This window comes from Microcoleus sp., from assembly GCF_041354475.1.
Taxonomy (GTDB): Bacteria; Cyanobacteriota; Cyanobacteriia; order Cyanobacteriales; family Microcoleaceae; genus Microcoleus.
This window is the reverse complement of the sequence record NZ_JBGJZU010000029.1, coordinates 45,526-66,670: the sequence shown is the minus strand read 5'-3', so window position 1 is coordinate 66,670 and position 21,145 is coordinate 45,526. Positions and strand designations below refer to the sequence as shown.

Sequence of the window (21,145 nt, the reverse complement as noted above, 5' to 3'; positions counted from 1 at the left end):
CCCCCAACCCCCCCTTGCTAAGGGGGGGCTAACCACATCTTCCGAACCCCCCCAACCCCCCCTTGCTAAGGGGGGGCTAACCACATCTTCCGAACCCCCCCTTAGTAAGGGGGGGTCAGGGGGGGTAGCGGCCCAAATGACTGCGGAGGAACGGGACAATTTAGTTGGCTTGGTTTACCGCAAGTTGATGGAGATTGAGTCGCGGTTGTTACCTTGTGGTTTGCACGTTATTGGTAAGCCACCGACTGCGGAAGAGGCGATCGCAACTCTGGTTAACATTGCCAATTTAGACCGGGAAGAAGACGGATTAGTCAGTTTGTCGCGGATTATTGCTTTAAGTTGCGATCGCAATATTGACGAAATCTACACCAACAACGACAAAGGCATTTTAGCAGATGTCGAATTGCTGCAAAACATCACCTTAGCCTGTCGGGATGCCGTCACCGCTTTAGTGAAGGAACAAACCGATGCTGAGGGTCGAGTTTCCCTAGTTTCCAAGTTGAATTTCTTCAACATGGGCAAGAAAACACCTTGGATTGAATCCTTACACGCAGCGGGTTACAAAAAAGTCGATCCAGACCTGATTAAACCGCTGTTTGAGTATCTGGAATTCTGCTTAGAACAAGTTTGCGCCGATAACGAATTGGGCGCCTTGTTGCGCGCATTAGAAGGCGAATACATTCTCCCCGGCCCTGGTGGCGATCCGATTCGCAACCCGGATGTTTTGCCAACTGGCAAGAATATGCACGCTTTAGACCCGCAGTCAATCCCCACTACAGGAGCAGTTAAGTCTGCTAAAGTTGTCGTTGACAGACTATTAGAAAGACAGCGCCTGGATAACGGCGGAAATTACCCAGAAACCATCGCCGTTGTATTGTGGGGAACCGACAACATCAAGACTTACGGCGAATCCCTCGCCCAAGTAATGTGGATGGTGGGAGTCAAGCCAGTACCCGACGCCTTGGGCCGAGTCAACAAACTGGAATTGCTATCTTTAGAAGAGTTAGGCCGCCCACGAATCGACGTAGTAATTAACTGTTCCGGCGTATTCCGCGACTTGTTCATCAACCAAATGAACCTGTTAGATAAAGCCGTGAAAATGGCAGCGGAAGCCGACGAACCTTTAGAGATGAACTTCGTCCGCAAACACGCATTGAAGCAAGCCGAAGAAATGGGAATCAACCTGCGCCAAGCAGCCACCCGCGTCTTTTCCAATGCTTCGGGTTCCTATTCATCTAACGTCAACTTAGCTGTAGAAAACAGCACCTGGGAAAGCGAAGCCGAGTTGCAGGAAATGTACTTAACTCGCAAATCCTTCGCCTTCTCTTCCGACAATCCCGGAACAATGGAACAAGACCGGCAGATTTTTGAATCATCCTTAAAAACTGCTGAAGTCACCTTCCAAAACTTGGATTCTGCGGAGATTTCGCTAACCGACGTATCGCACTATTTCGACTCCGATCCGACTAAATTGATCGGCAGTTTGCGCGCCGATGGCAAGAAACCAACATCCTTCGTTGCTGATACCACAACAGCCAACGCGCAGGTACGGACGCTATCAGAAACCGTGCGTTTAGATTCGCGGACTAAGCTGCTGAATCCGAAGTGGTACGAGGGAATGTTATCGCACGGATATGAAGGCGTGCGGGAGATTTCTAAGCGTCTGGTGAACACGACTGGATGGAGTGCGACTGCGGGCGCGGTGGATAATTGGGTGTATGAGGATGTGAACGGTACGTTTATCCAAGATGAGGAGATGCAGAAGCGTTTGCTCAACTTAAATCCTCATTCTTTCCGCAAGATTGTGAGCACTTTGCTTGAGGTGAATGGCCGGGGTTATTGGGAGACTTCGGAGAGTAATTTGGACAGGTTGCGTGAGTTGTATCAGGAGGTGGAAGACCGGATTGAGGGGGTAGAATAACTACCATATATAAATTAAGAGGCTAAGATTAGCCTCTTAATTTATAACAGCAGTCTAGACAGTTTTTTAGGTGATAATCTGAAACCCTTGATTTTCCTTTAGCAGATCCATTGCCCAATCGCCCTGAAACCCTTATTATACGGTTGGCAATCAAAAACTGCCCGAAGTGTTGTTATAATGAGTTATCACCTACCTCTACTTTTCGCATATTTATTCATTTATATTTTCTAGGAGGTTAAAAACATGACCAGGACTTATAAACAGACTCAAGAAAAAGAAATAAATCAATATTTTTCGCCTTCTGAATTAAATATGTGGGACAAATCGAAGAAGGAGAAATCCCACGATAAAAAAATGTCTGATGACGAAATAAATACTAAATATGAATCAGGAAATAGCAGAATTTTAATGGAGTTTAATCGAGAAAAGCTACCACTTTTTGTGGATGCACTGACAAAACCAGGCTATATGGATTTACGTCCTTTTTTTCAACGTCGTCCTCGATGGAAACCTGAACAACAATCTCTTTTAATTGAATCATTTATTATTAATTTGCCAGTACCGCCAGTGATTTTGTATGAAAAAAAATATAATTCCTATGAAGTTATAGACGGCCAACAAAGAATTAGTGCTCTTAGGGATTTCTATGAAGATAAGCTTATTTTAACTGGATTACAACTTTGGCCAGAATTAAATGGTCGAAAATATAGTAATTTACCAACAGAAATTCAAGCTGGAATAGATCGTCGTACTTTATCATCTATAGTGGTTATTACAGAATCAGCGAAAACACTTGAAGATGCAATGTATTTAAAGAGACTTACCTTTGAACGTCTGAATACAGGTGGAGTTGAGTTGAGTAACCAAGAAATTCGTAACTGTTTATATCATGGTCAATTTAATGATAGTCTGATTGAGTTAGCTGATGATCCCACTTTTAAAAATGCTTGGGGTATTCCTGACTCTGATCTTCGTGAGCGTGAACAAAATAATCTTTACAAGAAAATGGAGGATGTGGAGTTAGTCTTACGTTTTTTTGCGCTGCGTCATTATGAAAATTTTAAAGGTACTTTAGAAAGTTTCATGGATTTATATATGATTCAAAGTTTAGATTTTTCTAAAGAAGACACTGCGTTTTTAAGTGATATTTTCAAGAATACTATAAGCATTGCCTATGATATTTACGGAAAACATTTATTTAGACCTTATATACTTGACAAATCTAAAAATTGGAATTGGGCTGAGGAGCCATATAAAGCATATTATGATGCTGTTATGGTTGCCTTCAGTAAAAATTTATCTAATGCTCAAATTTTGAAGCAGAAGAAAAATCAGGTGATTGACGCTACTCAACAATTACTGAAAGCAGATAAATCTGAGTTATTTAGAGGTAAAGGTAAAAACACAAAAACTGATATACAAAAACGATTAAATTCATTTGAGCAAATGTTGTCCCAGGTGATCCTGTCCAAGTAAGCATCTATGTTGATTGAAAAAATTGAAATTTTACTAGAACAGGTTAGAAAAAAAACTCAAGCTATTCGTTTTATTTTGAAGCAAAACCAGTCACTGAGAGATATTATTTTTACAGATGATGAAGAGGTTAGACGAAAAGGGGCAGAATTAAAACTAAATTTATCAGAAAATTCAATTTCTATAACAGAATGGAAGATTTATGAACATAGTGCAGTTGTTACTCAACTTTATGCAACTTATGAAAACTTTGTTAAAAAATTAATTAGTAAGTGGCTAGAGGCTTTACCACAATTAGTTACTAAATACGATCTACTAGACGAAGTAATCCGTAATAATCATAAGATTGGCGTATGTAAGTTAATTCCAAAATTAGAAGATGATAGATATAAACATTTGCAGTTAGAGCGAATTGTTCGAGGCTTATTTTATGAAATTAATAAAAATAGTAAATATGAATTAATACCAGAGTGTTTTTTAATAAGTTTTCAAAATAATTTACGACAGAGTGAATTGCAAAAATTATTGAGTGCTGTTGGTCTTAATGATAAGGATAATTTTGGCTGGAAGTGGCTTGAAAATCACCAAAATATTAAAGATTATATTGATAATATACTGAGTCTGGGTGGCTCAAATCAACTTAAAAATGAATTAGACCAATTTATTGAAAATCGCAATGCAAGTGCCCATAGTTTAGTTCAAGAAAATGAATCTTTAGGTTATGATTCCTTACTAAACTTGTGTGATTTTGTGGATGCTATATGTCAGGCATTAGCTGATTTATTGATTTATCATTTTTTAAATAAAAAGATTAATATAAATAAAGCAAAAAAAATTGGCGAAATTACAAATTATCATTCAAATATAAAAGTCTTAACTGCAAGCGTTAATCGTGTTACTTTATCATTAGAAGATACAATTTTTATTGTCAACCCAAATTCATCTTATTGCAAAGCAGCTATAATTAGAGAACTAAGAAATAAGAATGGAGAATCAAAACAAGTTCTTAGAATAATAAAGCAGCAAGATATATCTTTACAAATTGAAATGATAAATGTCTTAAAATATCCTAAAAAGAATCAAGCAATTTATGTATTAACTGCAAATTAATTAAATCAAAAAACTCAACTATATTATATAATCTCTGCTATCTTATGTCTAAGTTCAGTCATAACGAAAATAAAATGAATGCAACTATGTATGCTCAACAACTTGAATTATTCGATCTATTCAATCCAAATTCTATTAAAAATGCCAAATTGCAATTAACGTTCGTAGACTTATTTGCTGGAATTGGTGGATTCAGAATCCCTCTGGAAGAATTAGGCTGTAAATGCTTAGGCTATTCAGAAATTGACAAAAAAGCCATTCAAGTTTATCGACATAATTTTATTAAAGATGCCAACTCAGATGAGGTATATTTAGGAGATATTACCAATCTCAGCCAATTGCCTTTTCCGATAGATGTATTAGTCGGTGGTGTTCCCTGTCAACCTTGGTCGATCGCAGGTAAAATGCAAGGTTTGGACGACCCAAGAGGCAAGTTATGGACAGATGTATTTAGGGTAGTAAAAGCTAATCATCCCAAAGCTTTTATATTTGAAAATGTCAAAGGCTTGACAGAACCAAGAAATATAGAAAGCTTGAAATACATAATTGATAATTTAACATCATCTGGTTATGTTGTTAAATACGAGGTGCTAAATTCCTATGATTTTGGATTACCGCAAGATAGAGATAGATTGTTTATTGTTGGTATTAGGAATGACATAGAAGGATGCTGGGGATTTACATTTCCTAAACCAATCGATCGCGCGAGCAAGCTTTATGATGTGATACCAGGGATTCAGCGTAGCAATTTTAGGAAGCAAAAATTTTCACCAACCGTTTTATTTGATGGAAAAGTCCCCGGTTCCAGAGGCAGATTTCAAAAGCTAGATGAATTAAATGACTTCTTCTTATTTACTGATATTAGAGATGGACATACTACCATCCATTCTTGGGATTTAATCGAAACAACTAGCAGGGAAAAATTAATTTGTCAAACCATTATGAAAAACAGAAGAAAAAATATTTATGGAGAAAAGGACGGTAATCCCTTAGAATTTAAAGTGTTAGCAACACTAATTCCTGAGTTGAAACAAACAGAAATTGACAACTTAGTTGAGAAAGAAATTTTGCGGAGTGTAGATGATAAAGGCTATGATTTTGTGAATTCTAAAATCTCTTCAGGAATTAACGGCATTTCTAAAATTTTCTTACCCCATGCGGATGCGATCGCAACTTTAACTGCAACTGGAACTAGAGACTTTGTGGCAACAATCTCGATTCAATGTCAAGAACCAGCAGCATATAAGGAAACATTTATTAGGGAAATTTATGAAAAGAAAAACTTTCAACCTCTAACTGCACAGGATTACGCAAAATTGCAAGGATTTCCCGAATGGTTCAAAATTTCTGAAAATGAAACTACAGCCAAACATCAATTGGGTAATGCCGTATCAATTCCTGTGGTTTACCATTTAGCCAAAGCCTTACTAGAAATTATTTTGTAATTTTGACTTAAAATATGGCAGCTATTAGCACAAAACAACGAGAAATAATTAAAGGATATCTTGAAGGTTTTATTCAGGGTATTGTAGATGAATATAAAGGTCGGATTATTCACAAATCAACGACTGGAATAGAGTACCTGTCGCGCAGTTCAACTAATGGAGAATTAAAACCTTTTCAAGCCGCGCTAATTCCAATAGAATTAATACGAATCAATCAATTTGAGCGAGGTTTAAGTACCAGATTAGGAAACTCTCTTGAAGAATGCGCTAAGTTAATTGCCCTTGAACATCATCAAGATGCACGTCGAGGATATGATATCAGAGCGGAAGTAAGTATTGCCGCTTTTGAAGAAGCTCAACGTCAGAAAGAATACTATGAATCTATGGATAAAAAAGGACAAACTAAACCATCTTTTAAGCAGATGATAACAGCAGTGCTGAATGCTAGACGATTCGATGATTTGGTAACAAAAAGTGTACGTGCTGACCTTTGTATTTTTGCTAATGACGGAACAGAATACTTATTTGAAATTAAAGCTCCTAAGCCGAATAAGGGTCAATGCTTAGAAGTTATCCAGCGTCTGTTGAGGTTTCATTTACTGCGGGGTGCAAAGCGTCCGCAATTGCAAGCTTACTATGCGATGCCTTATAATCCCTATGGTGTAACAAAAGCTGTTTATAAGTGGTCTCAGGCAAGGAATTATCTGCCTTTTGATGAAGCTGTAGTTATTGGAGATGAATTTTGGAATATTGTAGGCGGAGCGACTGCTTATGAGGAATTATTGGAAATATATTTAGAAGTGGGACGTGAAAAAAGTAAATATATGATGGATGCTTTAGCTTTCGGATTTTAAGGAGAGGGAATTTTTGATAAAAGCGGGGGGTTGAACCATGATGACTTAGCTGTTAACGGGAAAATCCTTGTTGATCGCCCAAAGTAACAAGGGTATTAGCATAAAATTTATCAGCCACAAGTTTCACTTATTGAAATAGGAAGAAGTATTACAGCCATGATGACTTACAAGGGTTACAGTGCTAGCATTGAAGTAGATTCAGAAGCGGAAATTCTTTTCGGGCGAGTCCTCGATATTAATGACGTAGTGACTTTTAAAGCACAAACTATTGAAGAAGCACGCCAATAATTCCAAAACTCGATCGATGATTATCTAGAGTTTTGCCAAGAATTGGGACAGGAACCCGATCGACCCTATAATTAAATTAGATCCATTAACGAGGTAAACTATGTCACTAACTGCAACCGAATATAAATATGTAGAATTAGATGAGAAGAATACACCTATCATCACAGGGACTACGATGAAAGTAGTTGAATTAATAACTTCGGTAAAAGCTTACAGCTTGAGTCCTGAAGAATTACTGGAAAGCTATCCTCACCTAACTTTGAGTAAAATTTACTCTGCTTTAGCCTACTACTGGGATCATAAACAAGAGCTTGATGCAGATATGCAGCGCCGATTTGAGTATGCCGAAAAGTTGCGATTAGAAGCGGGCGAATCTCCTTTGGCTAAAAAACTCCGCGCCCAAGGATTAATTAAATGAGTATAGCTTTGTACATGGATGAGAATGTGCCTCTACCGATTGCAAAGGGATTGAGACAAAGAGATGTAGATGTTTTGAGAGCTCAAGAAGATAACCATCAAAACACGCCAGACCATATTATACTCGATCGCGCAATGGATCTTCAGCGCGTTGTTTTTACACAAGACGAAGATTTTTTAGCCATAGCCAACCGTCGCCAGCAAGAGGAAGTCAATTTTTCTGGTGTCATCTATGCCCATCAACAAAAAGTAACTTTTGGTGATTGTATTCGTGACTTGGAAATTGTTGCTAAGGTGAGCGAACCTGAAGATTTTGTTAACCGCGTTCAGTACCTACCTTTATAACCAAATTCTTATTGGAATAGGGGTAAAATCTGCCTTACCCCTAACACAAAATTACTTCACCCTCGTCACATTTTTTGGCGGTTTTCGATCGTTGTGTTGTTCGCGCCAAGCGTCAATTATTTCTACAGTACACCCGGCAATCATTGACGCGACTGCGGCGACCATTACACTTTGTTGATAGTAAATAGTCACACCACTTGAAAAGCAAATAATTGCCATCTTGACCAGTAAAATTTGGGTAGCAAAAAACTGACGGCTAAAACGCATATTGTATGGTATAATATGCGTTTTAGATGCAGAACAGCTTAGTATACTATAGTATAGCTGTAGAAGGTTTCTCCAGCTAGAGGGAGTTTCTGGCGTTCAAGAGTATCAAGACAAACAGATAATCATGAACAGTTAATCAGGAAGGGCAGCCAATGTTAATGCTACTGTTTTATGTAGGAGATAACCTTTACGCGCTTGATAGTTCCCAGGTTGTGGAAGTTATACCCAGAGTTATCCTGAGAAAAACGCACCAAATGCCTGACTATGTTGGGGGTATGTTTCAATATCGATCGGCGATCGTACCAGTAATCGATCTGTGCTATTTAATTCGAGGCCAGCCCAGTTGCTCCTACTTGAGCACTCGAATTATCATGGTAAATTATTTTGGGAAGGATAACAGTAAGCGTTGTATCGGGTTGATGGCAGAACGAGTCACCGAAACATTAAATAAGCCGGATAGTGAGTTGATCGATGTAGCCACACAATTAGATGAAACTCATGGTTATTTAGGGGAAATGATTATGGATGAGAAGGGGATGATCCAACGCATTAGGTTAGAATCTTTGCTGTCAGATTCGCAGCAACAATATTTATTGGCAGGAAGGAATAATGACAGCAATAATACAAAACCAAATTGAGTCACTCCTAAAAGATCGGATTGGTTTGTCTGCAAGTATCCTTGGCTCTAAGGAAATTGGCAGAGCTGTAGAACAACGGATGACCGCCGAAAATTCCCCCAATCTACAAACTTATCTACAGCAATTGCAAATATCAGCGGAGGAACTCGAAGCACTGATTGAATTATTAATTGTCCCAGAAACTTGGTTTTTTCGAGATTGGGAACCCTTTGTTTTTTTAGAGCGTTACGTCAAATCTGAGTGGTTGCCAACCCAAAGTCACCGCATCTTGCGCGTGCTCAGCGTGCCCTGTTCTTCTGGGGAAGAACCTTATTCAATTGCTATGAGCCTGCTCCAGGCAGGTTTTACACCTAATCAGTTTCAAATTGATGCGGTTGATATTAGCAACTGCTCCTTAGATAAAGCTAGAAAAGCTGTGTATACCCAAAATTCATTTCGGGTAAATAACCTACAATTTCAGCAACTATATTTTACTAAATTAGGCAATAAATATCAGTTGTGCGACTTAGTAAAAAACGCCGTTAACTTCATGCACGGCAATCTAGTCGATCCCAATTTCATCACAGGAAAAAATCCTTACAATGTAATTTGGTGTCGTAACGTTTTAATTTATTTCGACGATGCAGCTAGAGAAAAAAGTATTCGGACTTTAAACGGATTATTGAAAAATCAAGGGCTACTATTTTTGGGGCACGCGGAAAAGATGCAAATGTTAGAATCCACATTTGTATCTGTACAACATCCTTTTGCTTTCGCCTACCGAAAGCAAGAAAATGATAGCGGCGGTTTAATAAATGGTGAAAAACTACTAATGAGACATCAGCCGTTAATATCTACCGGAGAGGTTAGTTTGTCGCGGCTCGATCGCCAAAATAAATCTCCTCTATTTAGTAGAAAAGATTCTCCAACTATCGCCCGACCAAACAATCCAACAGCCAATCGAGAAACCACACAATTGAAAACCATGCCTGTGAGCGTTCCAGCAACATCTACCAGCAAAATAGCCAACGCTCAAAACTCAAGTCAATTGCCAGCAAGCCAGTTGGAAACTGCCCGTAAATTAGCCGATGGAGGACAGTTAAGCGCAGCAACCACAATGTGCGAAAATTATCTCAAGCAAAACTTTACCAGTGTTGAGTATTATATATTAATGGGAGAAATATATCAAGCTAAAGGGCTTGATGTTCAAGCAGAGCAATGCTTCCAAAAAGCGATTTATTTAGAACCCAATAACTATGACGCACTCCTGCATCTTACTTTACTCGCAGAACATCGCGGTGATACTGCTAGAGCAGCAGTCCTGCGGCAACGAATCCAACGCCTGCAAAAATCTTAGGCAAGTAGATATGAGTCACCTAACTTGTTAATTTAGAATGACTGCCGCTCGCCTATCAACTGACCAAAAAACAACTAACAAAACGAGTTAATAGATGTTTAAAAACATGACTTTGCAAAGGCGGCTCATCAGCGGATTCTGGTTCATAGGTGCAATAGTCTTAATTGTGGCTTTGATTGGCTTGAGTGGAAATTACCGCCTGAAAAACAACATTAACACCTTCGCCTATAATACTTTGCCAAGTATTGACAACTTGTGGAAAATCAACGAAGCAAAAACCAGGACACATGGTGCGGAAAAAGTGCTGATTGCTAACGCATTAACTAGCACTCAGAGGCAAAAAGAGTTAACCACTGTTCAAAACGCATTCAAGGAAATAAACGAAGGATTGAACCTATACGAAAAGCAGCCTAGCGAGCCGGAGGAAGACAAATTATACAAACAATTTTTGGTCGAATGGGAGAAGTGGAAAGCCGCTAGTCAAGAGTACCTCCAGATTCATGAAAAATTTCAGAAAACTGGTCTCAGCAACCCGAGAAAAATTCAGACTGAGTTGTTGCAACAGGGGAAAACTAATACACCTGAATACACAGCAGCCCTAGCAGCTATCCAGACGCTAACCGAAATGAATGATTTCTTAGTTACGAAATTAGATCCTGTATTCGATACAGCGGACTCCGCCCTGCAAGAACTCCTGTCATACAACAGAAACTTGGCAGAAACAGCTAAGAAGACCGCAGAGCAAGATGTGAGCGCCAGCACATTCTGGATACTTGTAGGCTTAATCATTGGGCCGTTGACTGCTGGACTCTTTGGCTGGTACTTCAGTAATACGATCGCCAAACCAATGGGTGCAAAAATAGCTGGAGTTGTAGGAGTAGCCGAAAAAATTTCGACAGGCGATTTAACTACCCGCGTACAGGCGACAGATGCTCAGGATGAGATTGGGAAATTAGAGACAGCCTTCCGCACCATGACTGAAAACCTGAGTTCTTTAATCCGCCAAGTTCAGCAATCCGGGATTCAAATTACCTCGTCTGCTACCCAAATCGCTGCATCTGGCAAGCAACTAGAAGCAACTATAACCGAACAGGTTGCCTCGACAAATCAGGTGGCCGCCACAGCGCGATCGATTGCTACCACTTCTGGACAACTGGTGAAGACGATGGATGAAGTTGAGAGCTCATCCCACGTAACTGCACAGTCGGCTGGTGACAGTCAAAAAGATTTGATGCAGATGGAAAAAACTATGCGGAGTTTGGCAGATTCCACCGGTAGCATTTCTGCAAAACTGGGAGTGATTAGCGATAAAGCTAATAACATTAACAGCATCGTCACCACGATTACCAAAGTAGCGGATCAAACCAATTTACTCTCGCTCAACGCCGCAATTGAAGCAGAAAAAGCCGGAGAGTACGGTACGGGGTTTGCTGTCGTTGCCCGTGAAATTCGCCGCCTAGCCGACCAGACAGCAGTTGCTACCTTAGATATTGAGAATATGGTCAAAGAAATGCAAAGTGCAGTTTCCACAGGGGTGATGGAAATGGATAAGTTCACGAAAGATGTAGAACGGGGTGTGGAAGATGTCCACAATATCGGGGATAAGTTAGAGTCGATTATTCAGCAAGTGCAAAACCTAACCCCCCGCTTTCAACAGGTGGGTAACAGCATGGAGGGACAGTCGCAGGGTGCTGAGCAAATCAGCGAGTCAATGGTGCAGCTAAGTGAATCTTCATCGCAAACTGCCCAGTCTTTGCGTGAAATTAACGGTGCGATTAGCCAATTGAATGAGGCGGCACAAGGTTTACGCATGGAAGTCTCTCGTTTTAAAGTGGCAAGTAACTAATTTCAATCTATGATGATCATGTTAAATGCTGAAAATTACCAAGGAGAAATACTAGAATGTTGAACCAAATGAATTTCAAGCAACGCCTGCTTCTTACTTATTCATTACCCGCTCTATTATTTGTAGTTTTAAGCGGCCTAGTATATACAAGCACTCATCATACAAGGGAACTTTACGTGGAAACAAGAAGATCGCGGAATACGATTATAGAAACCAATGAAATGATTTTAAGAGCTTCGATGATGGCTCGGCAAGTTCGGGGCTATCTACTTGTGGGCAATGCTGAGGGTGCTTTAGAATCTTTTGAGAAACAAAAAAATCTGTTTCAGGAATCTACCAAGCGCGCCGAAATACTAATTAAAGATAATCCAAATCCACAACAACAAGAGAAATTTAGAAATATGCTTCAATTAGAAAGTCAATTTGAAGAGCTGTCGAAGAGAACTTTCCAATTGAAAGATCAAGGTAAGCAACAAGAAGCAGTAACTACATACCTGAAAGAATCGAAAAGCAACTTGGGACAATTCGACGCACTAAACCAAGAATTTGCCAAGATTGAAATAGACAAGTTGAACACAATAAGTGAGAATGTAGACAAGAATTTTAAATTAATAGAATTATCATCTCTAGCCATTATAGCTATAGCCCTGGTGCTAGCATATCTGATATTCGACCTAACAAATAACTTGAGTTCTTTAATTCTTCAAATTCAGCAATCTGGCATTAAAATCACCAGCTCTGCCACCCAAATTGCCGCATCAGGCAAGCAACTAGAGGCAACGATGACTGAACAGGCGGCATCCACCAATGAGATGGCTGCCACAGTAAAGGAGATTGCTGCCACCTCTGGACAACTGGTGAAGACAATGGATGAAGTTGAGTACACATCGCAAGCGACGGCTCAGGGGACGGGTGAGAGCCAACAAGACCTGATCCACATGGAAAAAACTATGCGTATGTTAGCGGAGGCCACTAATACCATTTCATCAAAGCTGGGAACTATTAGCGATAAAGCTAACAGCATTAATAGCATTGTCACCACGATCACAAAAGTAGCGGATCAAACCAATTTGCTCTCACTTAACGCCGCAATTGAAGCAGAAAAAGCCGGAGAGTACGGAACGGGATTTGCTGTGGTTGCCCGTGAAATTCGCCGCCTCGCCGACCAAACAGCAGTCGCTACCTTAGACATTGAAACGATGGTAAAAGAGATGCAAGGCGCAGTTTCCACAGGGGTGATGGAAATGGATAAATTTACCAAAGATGTAGAACGAGGTGTAGAGGATGTTCGTACTATCGGCGGTAAATTAGATTCGATTATTGGGCAGGTGCAAACCCTAACCCCCCGTTTTCAACAAGTGAGTAGCAGCATGGAAGGACAGTCAGAGGGGGCACAGCAAATCAGTCAAGGCATGGTGCAATTGAGTGAAGCTACTTCGCAAACGACTCAATCTCTACGCGAGATCAACAGTGCGATCAGGGAATTGAACGAAACGGCTCAAGGCTTACGCCAGCGCATCTCTGGTTATAAAGTGGGTTAGAGTTGATGATTTATAGTAAACTACGTTGGAATGGGACTTATGAGCAATGATTGCTGGAACAAAATAGGAGTTGAGGGCGATCGCTCCTGCGAACAACTAAAAACAGTAATTCATTGTCGGAACTGCCCCGTTTATTCTGCCGCCGGACGCAGTTTATTAGAAAGGGAAGCTCCGCCAGAGTATGTAAAAGAGTGGACTGAGATACTAGCAAAAACTCCGTCCGATCATTCTCTAGCACAAACTAACGGGGCGATCGTCGTTTCTGGAGAAACCATATCAGTCATGATATTTCTGCTAGGCGGCGAATGGTTAGCTTTACCAGTACGGTTGCTTCAAGAAGTGACAGAACCCTGTGTAATTCATACCCTACCCCACCGCAACAACGAACTGTTTATGGGTTTGGTCAACATTAGAGGAGAAATTCTAATGTGCGTTTCTCTGGGCCATCTCCTTGACTTAGAAGATCACGCTAACTCTTCAGATCGTGCCAGTTCTGTTGCTGCTAAACGGATGATAGTTATGGCAAGTGGAGACAATCGCTGGGTTTTTATCGTGGACGAAGTTTGCGGTCTTCATCGCTTCCCGCTCAGGGAATTAGAAAATACACCTGTAGTGATTTCAAAAGCCTCAGAAACTTATACAAAAGGGGTGGTTCGCTGGCAGGGGCATAAGGTTAATTACATAGATTCTGATTTATTATTTTACACCTTAAACAAAAGAATATTATGACAGATCAGAGGGAGGATGCGATGAACGACATCACGATGCTAGATGTATTCCGGCAGGAAGTGGAAGCCCAAGCAGCAATACTAAATCAGGGGCTTCTCTCCCTGGAAAGCGAACCCCAGTCTCGCCAAATTCTAGAGTCATTAATGCGTGTCGCTAATGCAATTCAAGGAACGGCTCGGCTCGTAGAAATCGATGATGCTATTAATCTGGCTCAGAGCATAGAGATCTGCCTCGATCGTGCTCAAAAGCAAAGCTTTACTCTGGGTGCGGGTGAGATTGACGTGCTGCTGCAAGGTGTAAATTTACTCCTAAATATCAGCAGAGTCAAGGAAGACGATTTAGACAGTTGGCTTTCAGAAAATCAAGATAACATCGAAACCGTTACCAACAGTGTTGCTACCTTACTGACACCAGAATCTGTATTAGTTTCTCAGCCAAGAGTAGAGTTGAAAAGTTGGCAGGGAAAGCCAGAAACTCCCACTGTAGAAGTAAGATTAGAAGATGATTTAAATAGCCCCAAAATATCGGTTGGGCCAAACCAATCAGCTAGAGATTTGAACTCGCTTGCTCGTGCAGCAGTGACCACCGAGGTGTCGCCAACCACGATCGCAAACCGTCAAGATTATCCAGAATCAGATGAGATGTCAACCATCGGCGACACCTCAATGTTGGAGTTATTCAAGCTGGAAGTAGACGCCCAAGCAGCTATTTTAAGTGAGGGACTCTTAGCCCTGGAAAGCCAACCAGGGTCTCCCAAAGTCTTAGAGTCGTTAATGCGAGCCGCCCATTCCGTTAAAGGAGCCGCCCGCATCGTGGCCCTCGATGCTGCGGTTAATTTGGCTCACGTTATGGAAGATTGTTTTGTAGCAGCACAGAACCAAAAAATTACCCTAGAAGCCGATGGAGTTGACGTGTTGCTGCATGGAGTCGATCTGCTGCTAAACATCAGTCAGCAAGGGCAAAGTTGGGTTAAGGAAAATCGGGACGATGTTGAAACTACTAGAGAGGAAATTTCTGCTCTGCTGACACCGGGATCTGCACCAGTGAAAAGAGCCGAAATCTTGCCATCTAATCAGGAAACTCAGGCACAATCTACTCCTGTGCAAAAACCGGAAATCGTGCTCAGCGCTCCCGGTACTATCCAAACACAACCAAATGGTCAGAATAACTTAGGTGAAACTCAATCAATTGTTAAGCAAACATCTAGCGATGTAGAGCAAGTCAAACCGGGAGCAGAACAGGGAGGGGCCTCTAGCGATCGCGTTGTCCGGGTAAGTGCCGACAACTTAAACCGGATCATGGGTTTGGCTGGCGAATCTTTGATCGAAGCAAATTGGCTTCAGCCCTTTGCCGATTCCCTGACGATCCTCAAAAAACGCCAACTAGAATTATCTAAAATTTTAGATAATTTTCAGCAAACTCTCGCAGTCAAGCACAATCAAGAAGCCGCAAACTATTTAGAAGGAGCCCGCGCAAAGGAGCGGGAATGTCGGCAGATTTTGAGCGATCGCCTGATCGAACTAGAATTATATGCCCGTCGCACCGGCAGTCTGAGCGATCGCCTCTACCAGGAAGTAATTGCCTCTAATATGCGTCCCTTCGCCGATGGGGTGCAGGGGTTTCCTCGGATGATGCGCGATTTAGCCAGGAAGCTGAATAAGCAAGTAAAATTTCAAATTTTCGGCAAAGGCACGCCTGTCGATCGGGATATTATCAAAAAACTGGAAGCCCCCCTCACCCACATTTTGCGTAACTCCATCGATCACGGCTTGGAGCTTCCCGAAGAGCGCCTCGTCGCCGGCAAACCAGCAGAAGGAACCGTGCGGCTAGAAGCAGTCCACCGAGGAGGAATGCTATCGATTACCATCACTGACGATGGTAGAGGAATTAACTTTGACTGGCTGCGCGGAAAAATTATTAATAAGAACCTGGCGACCCCGGAAATTGTAGCTCAGCTTAACGAAGCCGAACTGATGGAATTTCTATTTTTACCAGGATTTTCGACAGCCAAACAAGTCACCGAAATTTCCGGCCGCGGCGTGGGTTTAGATATTGCTAAAAGCATGGCGCACGAAGTTGGCGGCACCGTGCGAGCTAGTTCTAATCTGGGAAAAGGTACGACTTTCCACTTCCAATTACCCTTGACGCTATCCGTTGTTCGCACCCTGTTAGTAGAAATATCTGGCGAACCCTATGCCTTTCCTCTGGCGCGGATCGAGCAAATTGTCAATGTGGACAAAAAAGAGATTGCCTCAGTGGAAAATCGCCAATATTTCACTATGAACAATAAGAATATCGGCTTAGTAGCTGCCTATCAAGTATTAGAATTGAAGCAACCACCGCCCCAGTCAGATACCTTATCAGTCGTCGTCATTAGCGAACAATCAGACTATTACGGACTGGTGGTCGATCGCTTTTTGGGCGAACACGATTTGGTGGTAAGACCCTTAGATCCCCGATTGGGTAAAGTTCAGGATATTAGTGCTGCTGCTTTGATGGGAGACGGTTCTCCTATCCTGATTGTCGATGCTTCTGACTTGATGCGTTCTGTTGATAATCTGCTTAATGACAGCCACTTGAACCGTGTTATTAGCAGTTCTGAGATGGCTGTAGTAGACGGTCGCAAGAGTATTCTGGTGGTGGATGATTCCATTACCGTGCGAGAAATGGAACGAAAACTGCTGCAAAACAAAGGTTACAATGTTGATGTTGCGGTGGATGGCATGGAAGGTTGGCACGCAGTTTCTACAAATCATTACGATTTAGTAGTTAGTGATGTTGATATGCCCCGCATGAACGGAATCGAGTTTACCAGCAAGATCAAAAACAATCCAAAGCTAAGTTCGATTCCGGTGATTATTGTCTCCTACAAAGACCGCGAAGAAGACCGCCTGCGCGGTTTAGAAGCTGGAGCTAATTATTACTTAACCAAAGCAAGTTTTCAGGACGATACTTTAGTAAACGCAGTGTACGACTTGATTGGTAATTAGTCATTCGTTACCAATTACTAATTACCAATTATCATGAAAAATCCTATGAGAATCGCAATTGTAAACGACATGGTGATGGCAGTAGAGACGCTACGGCGCGTCTTGATGACAGTCAAAGACTATCAAGTGGCTTGGGTAGCACGCGATGGTGCTGAAGCAGTTACCAAATGCGCCGAGGATACCCCAGATCTGATTCTGATGGATTTGATCATGCCAATCATGGATGGGGTAGAGGCAACTCGCCACATCATGAAGAATTCTCCCTGCGCTATTGTGGTAGTAACGGCTAGCGTTGAAAAAAATGGGTCTCAAGTGTTTGAAGCAATGGGATATGGAGCATTAGATGCTGTCAGCACGCCTGTTTTGGGGGCTAGCGGCAACCCAGAAGCTGCTAAAGCTTTGCTTGCGAAAATCGTGACTATTGGTAAACTGATTGGCAAATCCGGTGCAACTTCTAAATCTAGAACCCATAGGGAAAGCCCTCAATCTATATTCTCACCCCTCGCAGCCCGCGTTCCTCCCCTAGTCGCGATCGGCTCTTCTACTGGCGGCCCAAATGCTCTGGCAAAGATTCTTTCTCGCTTACCGGCAAGCTTTGGTGCAGCAGTAGCGATCGTCCAACACGTAGATGCACAATTTACTCCCAGTTTGGTAGAATGGCTAAACGAACAAACACCCCTCAGCGTAGAGCTAGCATCCGAAGGTAGTCGTTTGGAAGTAGGAAAGGTATTAGTTGCCGGGACAAACGATCACCTGTCATTGCAACCAAATTTTAGCTTAAGTTATACAAAAAACCCGATTGATTATCCCTATCGTCCTTCGGTTGATGTGTTTTTCAAAAGTGTCGCTCATTACTGGCACCGCCAAGGAACTGCTGTGTTACTAACAGGTATGGGTCGAGATGGAGCGGAAGGGCTCAGTTTGTTACGCGAAAAGGGATGGCATACGATCGCCCAAAATCAGGCAAGTTGTGTGGTTTATGGGATGCCCAAAGCAGCAGTAGAGCTTGGTGCGGTGGCGGAGATTTTACCACTGGAGGCGATCGCTTCTACTCTAATTGACCGATTAGCAATGAGCCGTTAGCTAATTCTTACTTTTTATCTTCAAGTTAGTATTTCAAAAGGAAGTGAACTCAGTGACAGAAGATCCGATTACAGTCTTGCTCATCGACGATCAGCCAATGATCGGCGAAGCCGTTCGTCGAATGTTGCTTCCAGAAAAAGATATCACCTTTCATTACTGTAGCGACCCTACCCAGGCGATCAAAGTCGCGAGGTCATGTCAACCAACAGTCATCTTACAAGACCTAGTGATGCCAGAGATGGACGGACTGGTCTTAGTACGCTTTTTGCGAGCCAATAACGCTCCCACAAAATATGTTCCGCTGATCGTTCTCTCTAGTAAAGAAGAACCGCTGATTAAAGCAAAAGCTTTTTCTTTAGGGGCAAACGATTATATAGTTAAACTCCCAGACAAGGCAGAACTAATAGCTCGTATCCGCTACCACTCTAAAGCCTATGTAAACCTTCTCAAGCGAAACGAAGCAGAAGCAATCCTCCAATCGGAAAACTTCCGCATGGCTAAAGAACTAGATATGTTGCGTCAAATGCAACAGATGATTCTTCCTACAGCAGACGAACTAGACGCCATCGAAGGTTTAGAAATTGCAGGGTTTATGGAACCCGCAGACGAAATAGGCGGCGACTACTATGACGTTCTCTACGTAGACGGAATCGTCACAATTGGCATCGGTGATGTCACCGGACACGGACTCGAAAGTGGGATTTTAATGGTAATGACGCAAACAGCAGTTCGTACTCTTAAAGAAATTAGAGAACTCGATCCGGTTAAATTTTTAGATGCACTCAACCGCACTATTTATAAAAATGTCCGACGGATGAATTCTGAGAAGAATTTGACGTTAGTCATTCTCACCTATACAAAAGGTAGAATAAGTATCAGCGGTCAGCATGAGGAAACTATTGTAGTGCGAAAGGGCGGGTTGGTTGAGCGCGTTGACACGATGAATCTAGGCTTCCCTATTGGATTAGATGAAGAAATTACTGAATTTATCAATCATACAATCATTGAATTAAAGGAGGGGGATGGAATTGTCCTCTATACCGACGGAATTCCTGAAGCTTATAACCTTGATAAAGAACAGTATGGGCTCGATAAATTCTGCGAAGTTATTAGTCATAATTGGGCTGGCTCGGCCGAAGAAATCAAACAAGCGATCGTTGACGATCTTAAACAATTTATTGGCAAGCAGAAAGTTTTTGATGACATTACTTTACTGGTGATCAAGCAGGAAGCATCGGATAACCTAGAATCCTTTGAGGAAGAAGCATCTGATTACCTGGAATCATTGGAGGAACCAGAATTAGTGGAGGAAGTTAAAGAGAATGTGAACAAAAAGAATATATTCAACCTTTTTCGCAACTGATCTGCGTAGGCTTGCCCTGAACATTTTGCAGTTAGCAATTCACCTTAAAGCCTCACAAAATGGTAACTTATTCTGCATCCAGCACAAATATCCCGAAAAACAAAAAAAATGTTACTAACAACTAAGGAACGAAAATTTAATAACTTACAATGCGTGATGGTTCTTGTGGGATGGGATCGCGTTGCCCGTCCAGAAAGGGCGAGCCACGCGATCCCACCCCACTTTCAAGAGTGTAAATTATTTAATTCGCGATCCTAATGACATTGTTGAGGATAAGTAAATCACCTAAGCAAACGTCAAATACGGCTCGCGCTCAAGCTTGCTGTGTATGTCTTCTTCCTTCTTCCTTCTTCCTTCTTCCTTCTACTTACCAACCTTTATCAATTAATAGGTAACAAAGATGATCCAGCTTGTTGGAGATTTTATTGAAGAGTTTTCCCGGTCACATGATTCTTTAGAACTGAGCTTTACTTCCAGTTCTAGACCAGTTAAACGGCGGTGGCTGAATAACCGCTTATCAGCTTGTTTTATCGCCGACTATTTTTTTAATATTATGCCAATTGACGAGGAGGATAGTGAGGTAGAAGAACGCATCGAAGCCATGAAAAACGCGGTGAGTTATATCGGAAACGAACTCTTAGAGAATGCCATAAAATTTCATGAAGGAATCGAGAACGATCCAGTTAAGTTTGGTATACATTTTAGGGAAAACTTGGATATAGTCACTGCTGTAATTTTTACCAAAAACGGTATTAATCCTGAAAGTGTGGAGAAATTTCAAGCCTTTATTGAGGAATTACGATCGGCAGATCCTAAGGACTTATATGTTGAGCAGATAACAAAAGCAGCCGAATCCGAAGATAGTGAAGCTTCTGGCTTAGGTTTACTGACCGCGATCAATGATTATTCAGCCAAACTCGGCTGGAAATTTGAGTCCGATCCCAGTAATCCACAAATTATCACCGTTACTACAATGGCTCAAGTTGTTGTATAATTTTAACTGATTAATTTAGACATCAGAAGCAAAAAAAGACAGAAAAGCTATGACCAATCAAGAAGTCAAAGGCGAGGATTATCAGGTGCAATACGATCCAGCATCCTCAACAGTTTATTTTAAAGGTGCTATCAGTCTAGGAGGCCCCAAGGATTATGCTCCCATTGTTAAATTGCTCGATGATGTAGCTAAATTAGCACCCACAACTCTCACATTAAATGTGAAAGAATTAAAATTTCTCAACAGTTCTGGCATCAGTATGCTGTCGAAATTTGTACTTGGGATGCGGAAAAAGAAGAGTCAATTGGTGGTTTTAGGCACAAAAAGAATGCCCTGGCAAGTTAAATCTTTGAAAAACTTAGAGCGATTGCTTCCAGGTTTAAAGCTTGTAGTTGAATAAAGTAAAATCTTTAGGAGCGAACGTAACATTTTATGAAATTTACACCTCTATTCATGTCAAATTAGTTGATGACTGTTCTAGAGGAGTAAATGCAACTAATGACCA

19 protein-coding genes are annotated in these 21,145 nt (G+C 41.4%); 18 read left to right on the top strand and 1 reads right to left on the bottom strand.

The window, feature by feature from the left end:
* From bchH to ACBR23_RS13425, 8 genes are all read left to right on the top strand, one after another.
* Window positions 1–1,921: magnesium chelatase subunit H (bchH, locus tag ACBR23_RS13460; RefSeq protein WP_371119718.1), on the top strand; the 1,921-nt coding region annotated here is incomplete at its 5' end.
* A gap of 243 nt (window positions 1,922–2,164) precedes the next feature.
* Window positions 2,165–3,397, top strand: a complete 1,233-nt coding sequence (locus tag ACBR23_RS13455; RefSeq protein WP_371119717.1) for a DUF262 domain-containing protein — start codon at window positions 2,165–2,167, stop codon at window positions 3,395–3,397.
* Window positions 3,398–3,403: 6 nt separating this feature from the next.
* Complete coding sequence (locus ACBR23_RS13450) at window positions 3,404–4,504, top strand: MAE_28990/MAE_18760 family HEPN-like nuclease (protein WP_371119716.1); 1,101 nt, start codon at window positions 3,404–3,406, stop codon at window positions 4,502–4,504.
* A gap of 74 nt (window positions 4,505–4,578) precedes the next feature.
* Window positions 4,579–5,949, top strand: a complete 1,371-nt coding sequence (locus ACBR23_RS13445; protein ID WP_371119715.1) for a DNA cytosine methyltransferase — start codon at window positions 4,579–4,581, stop codon at window positions 5,947–5,949.
* 14 nt (window positions 5,950–5,963) lie between these two features.
* Complete coding sequence (locus ACBR23_RS13440; RefSeq protein ID WP_371116213.1) at window positions 5,964–6,803, top strand: TdeIII family type II restriction endonuclease; 840 nt, start codon at window positions 5,964–5,966, stop codon at window positions 6,801–6,803.
* Window positions 6,804–6,959: 156 nt separating this feature from the next.
* A complete protein-coding gene (locus ACBR23_RS13435) occupies window positions 6,960–7,091 on the top strand; it encodes a hypothetical protein (RefSeq protein WP_371116214.1) in 132 nt (43 codons plus the stop codon).
* A gap of 100 nt (window positions 7,092–7,191) precedes the next feature.
* Entirely contained in the window at window positions 7,192–7,509 is a 318-nt protein-coding gene (locus ACBR23_RS13430) for a DUF433 domain-containing protein (protein ID WP_371116215.1), read from the top strand.
* A complete protein-coding gene (locus ACBR23_RS13425; RefSeq protein WP_371116216.1) occupies window positions 7,506–7,853 on the top strand; it encodes a DUF5615 family PIN-like protein in 348 nt (115 codons plus the stop codon). The genes ACBR23_RS13430 and ACBR23_RS13425 overlap by 4 nt, the downstream gene beginning before the upstream one ends.
* A gap of 51 nt (window positions 7,854–7,904) precedes the next feature.
* Here the strand turns inward: ACBR23_RS13425 and ACBR23_RS13420 are convergent, their stop codons facing one another.
* Window positions 7,905–8,120, bottom strand: coding sequence for a hypothetical protein (locus ACBR23_RS13420; protein WP_341737065.1), 216 nt, complete (start codon window positions 8,118–8,120; stop codon window positions 7,905–7,907).
* A gap of 152 nt (window positions 8,121–8,272) precedes the next feature.
* Here ACBR23_RS13420 and ACBR23_RS13415 point away from each other — a divergent pair, with 152 nt between their 5' ends.
* The 10 genes from ACBR23_RS13415 (at window position 8,273) to ACBR23_RS13370 (ending at window position 21,040) form a co-directional block, all read left to right on the top strand.
* A complete protein-coding gene (locus ACBR23_RS13415; protein ID WP_341737066.1) occupies window positions 8,273–8,758 on the top strand; it encodes a chemotaxis protein CheW in 486 nt (161 codons plus the stop codon).
* A complete protein-coding gene (locus tag ACBR23_RS13410) occupies window positions 8,730–10,094 on the top strand; it encodes a CheR family methyltransferase (protein WP_371119714.1) in 1,365 nt (454 codons plus the stop codon). Before ACBR23_RS13415 ends, ACBR23_RS13410 begins: the two co-directional genes overlap by 29 nt.
* 94 nt (window positions 10,095–10,188) lie before the next feature.
* On the top strand, window positions 10,189–11,940 hold the full coding sequence (locus tag ACBR23_RS13405) for a methyl-accepting chemotaxis protein (RefSeq protein WP_371119713.1): 1,752 nt from the start codon (window positions 10,189–10,191) through the stop codon (window positions 11,938–11,940).
* Between the two features lie 56 nt (window positions 11,941–11,996).
* Window positions 11,997–13,481, top strand: a complete 1,485-nt coding sequence (locus tag ACBR23_RS13400) for a methyl-accepting chemotaxis protein (protein ID WP_371119712.1) — start codon at window positions 11,997–11,999, stop codon at window positions 13,479–13,481.
* Window positions 13,482–13,520: 39 nt separating this feature from the next.
* Complete coding sequence (locus ACBR23_RS13395; protein ID WP_371119711.1) at window positions 13,521–14,210, top strand: chemotaxis protein CheW; 690 nt, start codon at window positions 13,521–13,523, stop codon at window positions 14,208–14,210.
* A complete protein-coding gene (locus ACBR23_RS13390) occupies window positions 14,207–17,200 on the top strand; it encodes a response regulator (RefSeq protein WP_371119710.1) in 2,994 nt (997 codons plus the stop codon). Before ACBR23_RS13395 ends, ACBR23_RS13390 begins: the two co-directional genes overlap by 4 nt.
* A 45-nt stretch (window positions 17,201–17,245) precedes the next feature.
* The gene (locus ACBR23_RS13385) at window positions 17,246–18,283 is read left to right on the top strand and encodes a chemotaxis response regulator protein-glutamate methylesterase (protein WP_371116221.1); all 1,038 of its coding nucleotides are present in this window, start codon (window positions 17,246–17,248) and stop codon (window positions 18,281–18,283) included.
* Between the two features lie 97 nt (window positions 18,284–18,380).
* Window positions 18,381–19,646, top strand: a complete 1,266-nt coding sequence (locus ACBR23_RS13380; protein WP_371119719.1) for a SpoIIE family protein phosphatase — start codon at window positions 18,381–18,383, stop codon at window positions 19,644–19,646.
* A 400-nt stretch (window positions 19,647–20,046) separates the two neighbouring features.
* Window positions 20,047–20,640, top strand: a complete 594-nt coding sequence (locus ACBR23_RS13375; RefSeq protein ID WP_371116222.1) for a DUF6272 family protein — start codon at window positions 20,047–20,049, stop codon at window positions 20,638–20,640.
* 49 nt (window positions 20,641–20,689) lie between these two features.
* The gene (locus ACBR23_RS13370) at window positions 20,690–21,040 is read left to right on the top strand and encodes a hypothetical protein (RefSeq protein ID WP_371116223.1); all 351 of its coding nucleotides are present in this window, start codon (window positions 20,690–20,692) and stop codon (window positions 21,038–21,040) included.
* Window positions 21,041–21,145 lie beyond the last annotated feature (105 nt).